The 12,416-nt window shown below is 70.3% G+C and carries 10 protein-coding genes; 5 read left to right on the top strand and 5 right to left on the bottom strand.

Annotated elements, in window-relative coordinates; genetic code table 11:
- The first annotated feature begins 29 nt into the window (after window positions 1–29).
- Window positions 30–3,569, top strand: a complete 3,540-nt coding sequence (gene dnaE, locus OHU89_RS14705) for a DNA polymerase III subunit alpha (RefSeq protein WP_405643010.1) — start codon at window positions 30–32, stop codon at window positions 3,567–3,569.
- A gap of 79 nt (window positions 3,570–3,648) precedes the next feature.
- On the opposite strand, the gene OHU89_RS14700 is transcribed toward dnaE, so the two are convergent.
- On the bottom strand, window positions 3,649–3,813 hold the full coding sequence (locus OHU89_RS14700) for a hypothetical protein (RefSeq protein ID WP_266893661.1): 165 nt from the start codon (window positions 3,811–3,813) through the stop codon (window positions 3,649–3,651).
- A 224-nt stretch (window positions 3,814–4,037) separates the two neighbouring features.
- Here OHU89_RS14700 and OHU89_RS14695 point away from each other — a divergent pair, with 224 nt between their 5' ends.
- From OHU89_RS14695 to OHU89_RS14680, 4 genes are all read left to right on the top strand, one after another.
- Window positions 4,038–5,249 carry an NYN domain-containing protein gene (locus OHU89_RS14695; RefSeq protein WP_405643007.1) on the top strand — a complete coding sequence of 404 codons (1,212 nt, stop codon included), beginning with the start codon at window positions 4,038–4,040 and terminating at the stop codon, window positions 5,247–5,249.
- Between the two features lie 107 nt (window positions 5,250–5,356).
- The gene (locus OHU89_RS14690) at window positions 5,357–6,331 is read left to right on the top strand and encodes an ABC transporter ATP-binding protein (RefSeq protein WP_266830124.1); all 975 of its coding nucleotides are present in this window, start codon (window positions 5,357–5,359) and stop codon (window positions 6,329–6,331) included.
- A gap of 106 nt (window positions 6,332–6,437) precedes the next feature.
- Window positions 6,438–7,259, top strand: coding sequence for an ABC transporter permease (locus OHU89_RS14685; protein WP_266893665.1), 822 nt, complete (start codon window positions 6,438–6,440; stop codon window positions 7,257–7,259).
- 34 nt (window positions 7,260–7,293) lie between these two features.
- Entirely contained in the window at window positions 7,294–7,965 is a 672-nt protein-coding gene (locus OHU89_RS14680; RefSeq protein ID WP_405643005.1) for an AAA family ATPase, read from the top strand.
- Between the two features lie 352 nt (window positions 7,966–8,317).
- Here OHU89_RS14680 and ybaK read toward each other — a convergent pair whose 3' ends face one another.
- The 4 genes from ybaK to OHU89_RS14660 form a co-directional block, all read right to left on the bottom strand.
- Window positions 8,318–8,818, bottom strand: a complete 501-nt coding sequence (ybaK, locus tag OHU89_RS14675; RefSeq protein ID WP_365396084.1) for a Cys-tRNA(Pro) deacylase — start codon at window positions 8,816–8,818, stop codon at window positions 8,318–8,320.
- A gap of 13 nt (window positions 8,819–8,831) precedes the next feature.
- On the bottom strand, window positions 8,832–9,572 hold the full coding sequence (locus OHU89_RS14670; protein WP_405643003.1) for an LON peptidase substrate-binding domain-containing protein: 741 nt from the start codon (window positions 9,570–9,572) through the stop codon (window positions 8,832–8,834).
- Between the two features lie 11 nt (window positions 9,573–9,583).
- On the bottom strand, window positions 9,584–10,609 hold the full coding sequence (locus OHU89_RS14665; protein ID WP_405643002.1) for a hypothetical protein: 1,026 nt from the start codon (window positions 10,607–10,609) through the stop codon (window positions 9,584–9,586).
- Between the two features lie 126 nt (window positions 10,610–10,735).
- The gene (locus OHU89_RS14660) at window positions 10,736–12,313 is read right to left on the bottom strand and encodes an oxidoreductase (RefSeq protein WP_266893674.1); all 1,578 of its coding nucleotides are present in this window, start codon (window positions 12,311–12,313) and stop codon (window positions 10,736–10,738) included.
- Window positions 12,314–12,416: the final 103 nt, after the last annotated feature.

Here is a 12,416-nt window from a genome sequence, read left to right as displayed (position 1 = left end):
CGCCGACCGTTTTCCATGGAGGCCGAACCGTGTCAAAGCCGCCGTTCACGCACCTGCACGTCCACACCCAGTACTCGCTGCTGGACGGTGCCGCGCGGCTCAAGGACATGTTCGACGCGTGCAACGAGATGGGCATGACCCATATCGCCATGTCCGACCACGGCAACCTCCACGGGGCGTACGACTTCTTCCACACCGCGAAGAAGGCCGGGGTCACCCCGATCATCGGGATCGAGGCCTATGTCGCTCCCGAGTCCCGGCGCAACAAGCGCAAGATCCAGTGGGGCCAGCCGCACCAGAAGCGGGACGACGTCTCCGGTTCGGGTGGTTACACCCACAAGACGATCTGGGCGGCCAACTCGACCGGTCTGCACAACCTCTTCCGGCTCTCCTCGGACGCGTACGCCGAGGGCTGGCTGCAGAAGTGGCCCCGGATGGACAAGGAGACCATCTCCCAGTGGTCCGAGGGCCTCATCGCCTCCACCGGCTGCCCCTCCGGCGAGCTCCAGACCCGCCTGCGCCTGGGCCAGTTCGACGAGGCGCTGAAGGCGGCCTCCGAGTACCAGGACATCTTCGGCAAGGACCGCTACTTCCTGGAGCTGATGGACCACGGCATCGAGATCGAGCGCCGGGTCCGCGACGGCCTCCTGGAGATCGGCAAGAAGCTCGGCATCCCGCCGCTGGTGACGAACGACTCGCACTACACCTACGCGCACGAGGCGACCGCGCACGACGCCCTGCTGTGCATCCAGACCGGCAAGAACCTCTCCGACCCGGACCGCTTCCGCTTCGACGGCACCGGCTACTACCTGAAGTCCACGGACGAGATGTACGCCGTCGACTCCTCGGACGCCTGGCAGCAGGGTTGCGCCAACACCCTCCTGGTCGCCGAGCAGATCGACACCTCCGGCATGTTCGAGGCGAAGAACCTCATGCCGAAGTTCGACATCCCCGAGGGCTTCACCGAGGTCACCTGGTTCAAGGAGGAGGTCCGCCTCGGCATGGAGCGCCGCTTCCCGGGCGGCGTCCCCGATGACCGGCAGAAGCAGGTCGAGTACGAGATGGACGTCATCATCCAGATGGGGTTCCCGGGCTACTTCCTCGTCGTCGCCGACTTCATCATGTGGGCCAAGAAGAACGGCATCGCGGTCGGCCCCGGCCGAGGCTCCGCGGCCGGCTCGATCGTCGCCTACGCCATGGGCATCACCGACCTCGACCCGATCCCGCACGGCCTGATCTTCGAGCGGTTCCTCAACCCCGAGCGCGTCTCCATGCCCGACGTCGACATCGACTTCGACGAGCGCAGGCGCGTGGAAGTGATCAGGTATGTGACCGAGAAGTACGGCGCCGACAAGGTCGCCATGATCGGCACCTACGGCAAGATCAAGGCCAAGAACGCGATCAAGGACTCCGCGCGCGTGCTGGGCTACCCGTACGCCATGGGCGACCGCCTCACCAAGGCCATGCCCGCCGACGTCCTCGGCAAGGGCATCGACCTCAACGGCATCACCGACCCCTCGCACCCGCGCTACAGCGAGGCCGGCGAGATCCGGGCGATGTACGAGAACGAGCCGGACGTGAAGAAGGTCATCGACACCGCCAAGGGCGTCGAGGGCCTGGTCCGGCAGATGGGTGTGCACGCCGCCGGCGTGATCATGTCCAGCGAGCCCATCGTCGACCACGCCCCGATCTGGGTGCGGCACACGGACGGTGTGACCATCACGCAGTGGGACTACCCGCAGTGCGAGTCGCTCGGCCTGCTGAAGATGGACTTCCTCGGCCTGCGCAACCTGACGATCATGGACGACGCCGTCAAGATGGTGAAGTCCAACAAGGGCATCGACCTCGACCTGCTGGCCCTGCCGCTCGACGACCCCAAGACCTTCGAACTGCTCCAGCGCGGTGAGACCCTCGGCGTCTTCCAGTTCGACGGCGGCCCCATGCGCTCGCTGCTGCGTCTGATGAAGCCCGACAACTTCGAGGACATCTCCGCCGTCTCGGCGCTCTACCGTCCCGGCCCGATGGGCATGGACTCGCACACCAACTACGCGCTGCGCAAGAACAAGCTCCAGGAGATCACCCCGATCCACAAGGAGCTCGAGGAGCCGCTCGAAGAGGTCCTCGCGGTCACCTACGGCCTGATCGTCTATCAGGAGCAGGTGCAGAAGGCCGCCCAGATCATCGCCGGGTACTCGCTCGGCGAGGCCGACATCCTGCGCCGCGTGATGGGCAAGAAGAAGCCCGACGAGCTGGCGAAGAACTTCGTCCTCTTCCAGGAGGGCGCAAAGAAGAAGGGCTACAGCGACGAGGCGATCAAGGCCCTGTGGGACGTCCTGGTCCCCTTCGCCGGCTACGCCTTCAACAAGGCGCACTCCGCCGCGTACGGCCTGGTCTCGTACTGGACCGCCTACCTCAAGGCCAACCACCCCGCCGAGTACATGGCCGGACTGCTCACCTCCGTCAAGGACGACAAGGACAAGTCCGCCGTCTACCTCAACGAGTGCCGGCGCATGGGCATCAAGGTGCTCCCGCCGAACGTGAACGAGTCGGTGCACAACTTCGCCGCCCAGGGCGACGACGTGATCCTCTTCGGCCTCGAAGCGGTGCGCAACGTCGGTACGAACGTGGTCGAGTCGATCATCAGGAGCCGCAAGGCCAAGGGAAAGTACGCCTCCTTCCCCGACTACCTCGACAAGGTCGAGGCGGTCGCCTGCAACAAGCGCACCACGGAGTCGCTGATCAAGGCGGGCGCCTTCGACACCATGGGCCACACCCGCAAGGGCCTCACCGCGCACTTCGAGCCGATGATCGACAATGTCGTGCAGGTCAAGCGCAAGGAGGCCGAGGGCCAGTTCGACCTCTTCGGCGGGATGGGCGAGGAAGAGACCAGCGAGCCCGGCTTCGGACTCGACGTGGAGTTCACCACCGACGAGTGGGACAAGGCCTATCTGCTCGCCCAGGAGCGGGAGATGCTCGGTCTGTACGTCTCCGACCACCCGCTCTTCGGCCTGGAGCACGTGCTGTCCGACAAGGCCGACGCGGGCATCGCCCAGCTCACCGGAGGTGAGCACGCGGACGGCGCGGTCGTCACCATCGGCGGCATCATCTCGGGCCTGCAGCGCAAGATGACCAAACAGGGCAACGCCTGGGCGATCGCCACCGTCGAGGACCTCGCCGGCTCCATCGAGTGCATGTTCTTCCCGGCGACCTACCAGCTCGTCTCGACCCAACTCGTCGAGGACGCAGTGGTGTTCGTCAAGGGCCGCCTCGACAAGCGCGAGGACGTGCCCCGGCTGGTGGCGATGGAACTCCAGGTCCCCGACCTGTCCAACGCGGGCACCAACGCGCCCGTGATCCTCACCATCCCGGCCACCAGGGTCACCCCGCCGATGATCAGCCGCCTCGGCGAGATCCTCACCCACCACAAGGGCGAGAGCGAGGTCCGGATCAGGCTCCAGGGTCCGACGAAGACCACGGTCCTGCGCCTCGACCGGCACCGGGTGAAGCCGGACCCGGCGCTCTTCGGCGACTTGAAGGTGCTGCTCGGCCCGTCCTGCCTGGCCGGATAGGACATGTCGAGAGGGCGTACCCGTGAACCGGGTACGCCCTCTCTGTGTGCCTGGGTCTCAACGGCCCGTTATGAAGATGTCAGTTGTGGCCGAAGCGCTTCTGCTTGCCCTTGCGGGCCATGTCACCCGGAGTCACCTGGGTCATGCGCTGCTCGGCCTGCGCCTCCATCGAGGACTGCTGGGCCTCCTGCTGACCACGCTCGGACTGCGGCTGCTTGCGGTCACGGTTCTTGTTCTTGGCCATGGTGATCTGCCTCCTGAGGGGGATCTAGGGGCCAGGGCCGGGACCAGATTCACATACGCTGACAAAGAACGCATTTCGGATAATTACCGTCTGTGACAGGGCTTGTCGCCCTGCGATGTTCCGAAACGCCACGCCGAAGATCGAGTTCCGGCCGTTAACCTCCGCGCGGTCGGGCAGACTCGAAGGAAGTCCGAAGTAAACCGCCTCGGAAGAGGGTGAGTCGCGTGGACCGATGCATCGTCCTGGTGGACGCCGGGTATCTGCTGGGCGCCGCCGCCTCCCTCCTTGCCGGGGAACCCTCGCGATCCCGGATCACCGTCGATCACACCGCCCTCATCCACGGCCTGCGCGAACGCGCCGAGTCGGACACCGAACGGCCCCTGCTGCGCATCTACTGGTTCGACGGCGCCCCCGACCGCGTCCCCCAGCCCGAGCACCGCAGGCTGCGTGTGATGCCCCGGGTCACCGTCCGGCTGGGCGCCCTGACCCGCAGCGACGGACGCTGGGCCCAGAAGGGCGTCGACGCGGCCATGCACGCCGAGCTCACCGAGCTGGCCCGCAACCGCGCCTGCTCCGACATCGTCCTCGTCACCGGCGACGGCGATCTGCTGCCGGGCATGATGGCCGCCAAGGAGCACGGCGTCGCCGTACACCTGTGGGCCGTCCAGGCCGCCGACGGGGACTACAACCAGTCCGAGGACCTCGTCGCCGAGGCCGACGAACGGCGCGTCCTGGACCGTACGTGGATCACCAAGGCCGTACGCGCCAAGGATCTCGGCGGGATCTGCGCGCCGCCGCCCGCGCCGCGTCCCGAGATCGCCGCGATCCTGTCCGCGCCGCTGCCCGACTCCGCACTCGCCGCGGCGGCCGAACGGTCCGCCGACGAGAGCGACCACGCCCCCGCCGCCTCGGAGAACGGCACCCAGGAGCGGGTGCCCGCGCCCAAGGGCGTGCCCACCCCCAAGGACCTGGCCGCCCTGCGCGGTCCCGGCGCCCAGCCGCAGCAGCCCGCGAACGCGACCCTGCGCTGGTCCTCCGACAAGGGCTGGGTCGACCGCCCCGGCGGCGCCGCCGAGCCGCCCGAGGTCGCCTCGATGCCCACCCTCGCCCAGCTGACCAGCGCCGAGCAGCGATGGGCGGACCGCGAGGAGGACATCACCACCGTCGGCGGCGATCCGTTCGAGGTGGGGCAGGTCTTCGCGCGGCGCTGGATGGAGCGGCTGGGCGACCAGGGCCATCTGCAGAAGCTCTCGGGCATGTATCCGCGCGTCCCGCACCGGATCGACGGTGAGCTGCTGCGGTACGCCGCCCGGTTCGGACTGCTCGCCCACAAGGACGACCAGATCGACGAGCACGACCGGTACGCCATCCGTGCCGGGTTCTGGCGCGAGATCGACGTACGGACCGCCGCCGAGCACGCTCCCGCGGGGGAGTGAAACGGCACATACGCCGCCCCCAAGGGCGAGCGGAGCTTGCCGACCCCGTACTCTCGTCCCTTGTGAGTACGCGCGCGGCACAGGCACTTCGGCACGGTGACGATGTCGTGTGCGCCGTGCGCGGGCTGACCAAGACCTATCCCGCGGTGCGCGGCCGGCGCGGGGTTCCCGCGACCCCCGAGGTGCGTGCCACCGACGATGTACGGCTCGACATCCGGCGCGGCGAGATCTTCGGACTCCTCGGGCCGAACGGCGCCGGCAAGTCCACCCTCGTACGGCAGCTCACCGGGCTGATGCGGCCCGACCGGGGCAGCGTCGAGATCCTCGGCCACGACATCGTGCGGCACCCGGAGCGGGCCGCGCGGATCCTCGCCTACCTCGGCCAGGAGTCCACCGCCCTGGACGAACTGACCGTCTCGCTCGCCGCCGAGACCACCGGGCGACTGCGCGGACTCGAGGCGCGGGCGGCGCGGGCCGAGCGGGACGCCGTACTCGACGAACTGGGTCTCACACCGCTCGCCGGACGGGCCATCAACAAGCTCTCCGGTGGCCAGCGGCGGCTGGCGTGCCTCGCGGCCGCGCTGGTCGGGGAGCGGCCGCTGCTGGTGCTCGACGAGCCGACCACCGCGATGGACCCCGTCGCGCGGCGGGCCGTCTGGTCCGCCGTGGACCGGCGGCGGGCCGAGCGCGGGACGACCGTGCTGCTCGTCACCCACAACGTCATCGAGGCCGAGACCGTCCTCGACCGGGTCGCCGTCCTCGACCAGGGCAAGGTGATCGCCTGCGACACCCCCGTCGGGCTCAAGGAGCAGGTCGCCGGGGAGGTCCGGGTCGACCTCGTATGGCGCGAGGCCGCTCCGCTGCACGTCCCCGAGGTCGCCGCGCTCCAGGACCGGGCCGTCGCCTCCGGGCGCCGCTGGACGCTGCGGCTCGCGCCCGAGGAGGCGCGGGCGGTCGTCGCGACGGTGACCGGGGGAGCGGCTTTCGCCGCCCTCGACGACTTCACCCTGGCCACGCCGAGCCTGGAGGACGTCTATCTGGCGCTCGGCGGGGCGGCGCAGCAGGGGCTGGTGAAGGCGTGAGCGCGACGCGGGACCTTGAACCGGGCTTGAGCGCGCGGGCCGTAGCATCCGTACGGAACAGGACGAACGCCGGAGTGAACCCGTCTGTGAGAGGGAGCAGCGCCACGTGAGTGTCGTACCCGCCGAGGTTCTGCCGGGCAGCGCCCGGGCCGTCGAGGAGACGGCCCGCGGCGCGGCCGAGCTCGGGCCGCGTGCGCGGCTGTGGCCGTCGCTCGCGGCCGTGTACCGGGCGCAGCTGTCCCGTGCGCGGGTGGCACGCATCCCGCTGCTGTTCGTGGCGACCTTCCAGTCGGTCGGGATCATGGTCCTCATGCGCGGGGTCGTGGACGGTGGGGCCGAGGCGCAGGCCGTGGTCGCGGGGTCGTCGGTGCTCGTCGTGGCCTTCGTCGCGCTGAACCTGCTCGCGCAGTACTTCGGACAGCTGCGGGCCAGCGGTGGGCTCGACCACTACGCCACGCTGCCGGTGCCGCCGGCCGCCGTGGTGCTCGGGGCCGCGGGGGCGTACGCCTCCTTCACCGTGCCGGGGACCGTGGTGACCGCGGTGTTCGGGTGTGTGCTGTTCGGGCTGCCGCTGGCGAATCTGTGGGTGCTCGTCGCCGTGATCCCGCTGGCGGGTGCGGCCCTCGCGGGGCTGGGGGCGGCCTTCGGGCTGCTCGCGCCACGGCCGGAACTGGCCACGGTGCTCGGGCAGTTGGGGATGTCCGCGGCGCTGCTGCTCGGGGTGCTGCCGGCCGACCGGATGCCGGAGGCGGTGCGGTTCCTGCGGGATCTGCTGCCGTCGACGTACGGCGTGGAGGCGTTCGCGCGGACGTTCGGACCGGATCCCGACTGGGCGTTCGTGCTCGGTGACCTCGCCGTGTGCGGGGTCGTGGGGGTCGTGTCGCTGGCCGTCGCCACCTGGGCGTACCGTCGGGCGGCCGTCCGGTGACGCGCCGCACAGGCGGGCCTGGCACGATGTCAGGGTGACCGCACCGTTGACTCCGCCCCCGCCGCCGCACGAACAGCCCCCGCACGACGCGTGGCAGTCGCCTGCCGCCGGGTACGCGGCTCCCGCGCCCCATGAGGCCGCGTACGACGGTCCCGGAATGGCGACCGAAGTGATCGAGGCCGTTGTCGTCGCTGTCGCCATGGCGGTCGGTGGGGTGCTGCTCGGGGTGCTGTGGTGGTGGCTGGCTCCGCATGTGCCGCTGGTCGGGGACGTCGTCGACAAGAGCTGGGTCGTCTACCTCGGGGACACCGAGGGGGAGCAGGCGATCGGGGTCGACGGAACGTTCACTCTGCTGGGGTTGGCGTTCGGCCTCGTGAGTGCGCTCGTGGTGTTCCTGGTGCGGCGGCGCGGTGGTGTGCCGCTGGTCGTGGCGCTGGGGGTCGGGGGGTTCCTCGGGTCGCTGCTGGCCTGGCGGGTCGGGATCTGGCTGGGGCCCGCGCAGGATGTGATCGCCCATGCGAAGTCCGTGGGCAAGGGGGTCACGTTCTCGGCGCCGTTGAAGCTGGAGGCGAAGGGGGCGTGGCTGGCGTGGCCGCTCGGGGCGCTGGTGGTGCATCTGGGGCTCACGGCGCTGTTCGGGCCGCGGGATCCTGAGCCGTATCCGCAGCAGGGGCCGTACGGGCCTCATGGGGCGCCGTCGGTGTAGGGCTTCGGTGGGCGGTGGTCGCGGCGAGGGTTTCTTCGCCCCCGCCGCCCCTACCCGTCCCATCCCTGGGGGCTGCGCCCCCAGACCCCCGCTGTCGGCCCTGAAGGGGCCTTGTCCTCAAACGCCGGGCGGGCTGAGATGCCTGACCGGCGTTGAGAGGAGCCCCCAGCGGGTGGGTGGGGGCTCGGGATGGCAAACCCCGTCCTCGCACGCCGGACCGGCTGAGATGCCTGGTTCTATGCCGGTCGGCTGCCGTGGTTTGCTCGGCCCTTTTTTGTGCGCCACTTTCGCTTTCGCGTTTTCTTCGACATGTCCCTCGTGCTTAGTCGAGGAACACGGCCGCGTCGAGGGGTCAGGCGCGGCCGATGGGGGCCAGGGTCGCTTCGGTCAGTTCGGAGAGGGACTCGGGGGTGAGTTCGACCTCCAGGCCTCTGCGGCCCGCCGAGACGCAGATCGTGGGGTGGGCCGAGGCCGAGGCGTCCAGGACCGTCGGGAGCTTCTTGCGCTGGCCCAGCGGGGAGATACCGCCCCGGACGTAGCCCGTGGTGCGTTCGGCCAGGGCCGGGTCGGCCATGGCGGCGCGCTTGCCGCCGACCGCCGTGGCCAGCGCCTTCAGGTCCAGCTGGCCGGCGACCGGGACCACCGCCACCGTCAGGGCGCCGTCGACGTCGGCCACCAGGGTCTTGAAGACGCGCTCCGGGGAGACGCCCATCGCCTCGGCAGCCTCCTCACCGTAGGAGGGGTGGTTCGGGTCGTGGTCGTAGGCGTGGACCGTGTATTCCACGCCCGCCGCCGTCAGCGCCACCGTCGCGGGCGTGCCGCCCGACTGCTGCTTCTTCGACTTCTTCGCCATTGAGGGCCCCGGCTCAGTTCAGGCTCGTCGGACCGCGCGTCAGGTCCGACGCCGGCAACGACGGCAGGTTACGGATGATGGACGTCTCCGAGCGAAGGAGTTTCAGCTCGTCGCGCAGGCGGGACGCGGAGTCGGGAGCCTGGAGCAGGCGCTGCCTGGTCGGGGTGTCCAGCATCATCGCCGCGGCCACCAGGTAGGACACCACCGAGGGCTCGTCCGGCAGCTCCGAGCCCGCCGTGAGCGAGCGCTCGCGGGCGCCCGCCAGGCGCTTCTGGTACTGGCGGAAGGCCCTGAGGACGCCTTCTGCCAGCGCGCCCGCCCCCTCGCCCGGCTCCTCCGGGAGCTCTTCCAGCTCCGCCGTCAGGAACGGGCCCGAGGCGTCCACCGACAACAGACGCACGCGCCTGGTGCCCGTCGCCAGCACCTCGAACGTGCCGTCCTCGCGCTCCCGGATGGTCGCCGCGTCGGCCACGCACCCGGTGCCGTGGAACGCCTTGATCGGGTCCGTGCCGAAGCCCGCCGCGGGCCCGCGTTCGGGCAGGGCCGTCGGGTCGGGCATCCCGGGGGAGCTCACGGCGACCTCGAGGCCGTCGCGGATCGCCACGACGGCGAAGCGGCGCGATTCGTCCTCGGGGGTTTTGAGCAGTTCGCGCATCATGGCGCGATAGCGCTCCTCGAAGACGTTCAGCGGCAGCACCAGCCCCGGGAACAGAACCGAGTTCAGAGGGAAGAGGGGAAGACGGACGGTGGTCACGGCGCAGAAGCCTAATGGTCGCCGGGGTGTGCACGTTCCGTGTGCCCACTCCGTGGATGTCCGGAGGCCGCGTGCAGGCGGACCTCTTCGCGCAGTTCCAGGAACCGGCCCAGCGGATCGTCGGAGAGCTGGTCCCAGGGGAACGACGTGGCGTACGGGCCGATGAGCCTCACCTGTTCGAGAGCGTCCGTCCAGCGGCCCAGGCGGGACAGGACGTACGCCAGCTTGTTCCGCATCTCCGCCGGCCACGGGTCGGCCGCCGGGAAACGGTCCGACAGCGCGATCGCCCGGTCCGCCGCCGCGTCCAGCCGCTCGTGCGGTACGTCGGGTCCGCAACCGTCGGTCAGATAGGCGAGGGCGGCACGCGTCGGCAGTGCCTGGACGAGGGAGTCCGCGGGGGCGTCCTGCGCGGCCGTCTCCGCGAAGTCGAAGCACTCGTGGTGGGAGCCGTGCCAGCTGTCGGCGAGGTAGCGCATGGCGGCGGCATGGCAGCCGTAGTGGTGCGGGGCGCGGCGGATCGCCGCTTCCCACAGCTCCTCGAAGTACTTGTGCCCGGCGTTCGAGCCGTGTGCGTGGTCCAGCGCTATCCGCCACGGCACCGGATCGCGGTCGTCGCCGCGCGCGGCGGCCGTGATCAGCGGGCTCACCTCGCGCAGCAGCTCCGCCCTGGCCGGCGACTGCCAGGCGCGGGCCACCGCGAGCTGGGCGCCGACCAGCAGCATGTCCGGGTCGTGCGGGGCGGCCGTACGCCAGTCCTCGAACCACTCGGCACGTGACTGCGCGAAGGACGCCAGTCGTACGGCGTACCGGTCCCGGTTCTCCCACCCGGCGCCCTCGCGGGTCGCGGCGAGCAGCTGGGACGCGGTCCGCCAGGAGCCCTGCCCGGCGGCCACGAGGGCGGGGCCCAGACGGTCGTCCGGCGCGTCGAGGAGCACCTCGCCGTCGGCCGGGAGCGCGACGGCGGGTTGCTGGACGAGGGTCCTGGTCGTCCTTGAGGTGCGGACGAAAGGAGGCAGCAGAGCCATGGTGTCGACCATTGAAAAGCCGCTGGTCGAGGATGCGCCAGAGGTTTCGAGCAAAGTGCGGAAAGTTGTACGGCGGTAGGTCAAGAATCGGTAAAGCGTTTACTGTTCAACTACTGTTCCATCGCTGTGCCCTGCGGCCTAGCTCCGCCGCAGCAGCCTCGTCGCTCCGGCAGCCACCGTCGTCGCCAGGATCCAGCCCAGCAGGATCATCACCGCGGCCAGCCACTGCCAGCCGCCCCTGAGTTGCCAGAACCCGACCTGCCCCAGGTCGATGACCGGCAGGAGCAGGTCGAGGGCGAACAGGGCCGGGTTCCAGTACGGCGCCTCGCCGCTCTTGATCGGCGGATGGTTCGCGTGTGCGAAGGCCAGCGAGGCCGCCGCCCACAGCACCGCCATCCACACCAGGGCCCGCCCCGGCCGGTACCCGTAGGCGACCGTCCAGTCCTGCGCGTACCCCCACAGCTTGGCCGCGGGCGGCAGCGTCTCGCGGCGTCGGCGCTGCTTGGCGAGCAGCACCTCGCGCGCGTCCTCGTCCTCGCCGCCGGTCCGCAGCACGGTCGCCAGCCGCTCGTACGGCTCCGGGTTGTACTCGGCGGTCGCCGCGGTCACCCACTCCAGCCGCTCGGCCAGCGGGAACGGGCCCCTCGGTACCAGGTTCTCGTAGCTGAAGCCGCCCATGTGCAGCCGCCCAGGGCCCGGCCAGCTGTCCGTGCGGTCCATCAGGTTCACCACACGCGCCCCCGACAGCACGACCGTGCCGCGAGCCGGCCGCTCCCCGAGGAAGCGCAGCTCGGGCGTCTGGATGCGGCGCAGCGACACCTCCTGGTCGTCGGTGAGCGTGAACCGCGCCCGCTCGAAGTCGAGGGCATCCCCGAACCGCCCGTCGTCCAGGCGCAGTCCGCCCTCGCACGTGAACCGCTGGATACGCGTCCCGCGCGCCGGAGTCGCCCCGCTCAGCAGCGGGCTGCCGATGCCCGCCGGGGTCAGGTACATCGAGCGCTCGACGGTCAGCTGCGGCGCGTTCAGCGCGAGCCGTGTGTACGGGTTGGCCAGCTTCGCGCCGCGCAGGCTCAGCGAGACGCCGATCTTGGCGCTGCGCAGGCTCAGCTCGCCGTGCGACTCAAGGAGCTCGGCCTGGAGATCCTGCCCGACGGTCATGCCGTCGGCGGCGATCGAGCGGCCGCTGCGGTCCCGGTAGACGATCGCCTGGTTGAGCAGCAGATCGGTGCCGATGTGGGCGTCGGTCAGCCGTACGCCGTTGTGGAAGCGGCAGCGGGGGAAGTGCAGGTCGCCCTCCGTGTGGATGCGGGCCGCCTCCAGGCGCGGCACCGAGCAGTCCACCATCCGCATGGTCGTGAAGCGGGCCTCCGGCATCAGGACGTCCCGCTCGAAACGGCAGCCCCGCATCTCCACGTACGGCACCACGATGCCGCCGGCCAGCTCCAGCGTGCCGCTGATCTGCACCCCGCTGAGCTTCAGGGACGACACCCGGCCCGCGAGCGCGGGCGGTCCGTCGAGGAGCAGCCAGCAGACGATGCGGGCCCGCACGGTCCGCTCGGGTCCCCACGGATGCCCGCCGTGCGGATCGTCGACGACCGAGTCGCCGCTGCTCAGGTCGTACACGCTGCCGTTACGGAAGGCCTGCCACATCCCGGCCTCGGCGGCGGTCAGATCGTCCGGCAGGTCCCCGTCCTGGATGCCGGCCCCGTCGGTCACGGCTCTTCCGTCCCTCTCAGTCGCTCACTCGTTTCGCACAACTGTTCATGCCCGCTCGGTGACGCCCTGAACGCTAGACGTGAAGGGGATCTTCCAGGTTGCG

Source organism: Streptomyces sp. NBC_00019, from assembly GCF_045041015.1.
Lineage (GTDB): Bacteria > Actinomycetota > Actinomycetes > Streptomycetales > Streptomycetaceae > Streptomyces.
This window is presented reverse-complemented; position numbering and strand designations above follow the sequence as displayed.

What these genes read in the sequence shown, in the direction of transcription:
- OHU89_RS14700 (WP_266893661.1), bottom strand. Translation starts at nt 3,813, where the DNA reads ATGGCCAAGAACAAGAACCGTGACCGCAAGCAGCCGCAGTCCGAGCGT.
- ybaK (WP_365396084.1), bottom strand. Translation starts at nt 8,818, where the DNA reads ATGGCGAAGAAGTCGAAGAAGCAGCAGTCGGGCGGCACGCCCGCGACG.
- OHU89_RS14665 (WP_405643002.1), bottom strand. Translation starts at nt 10,609, where the DNA reads ATGGTCGACACCATGGCTCTGCTGCCTCCTTTCGTCCGCACCTCAAGG.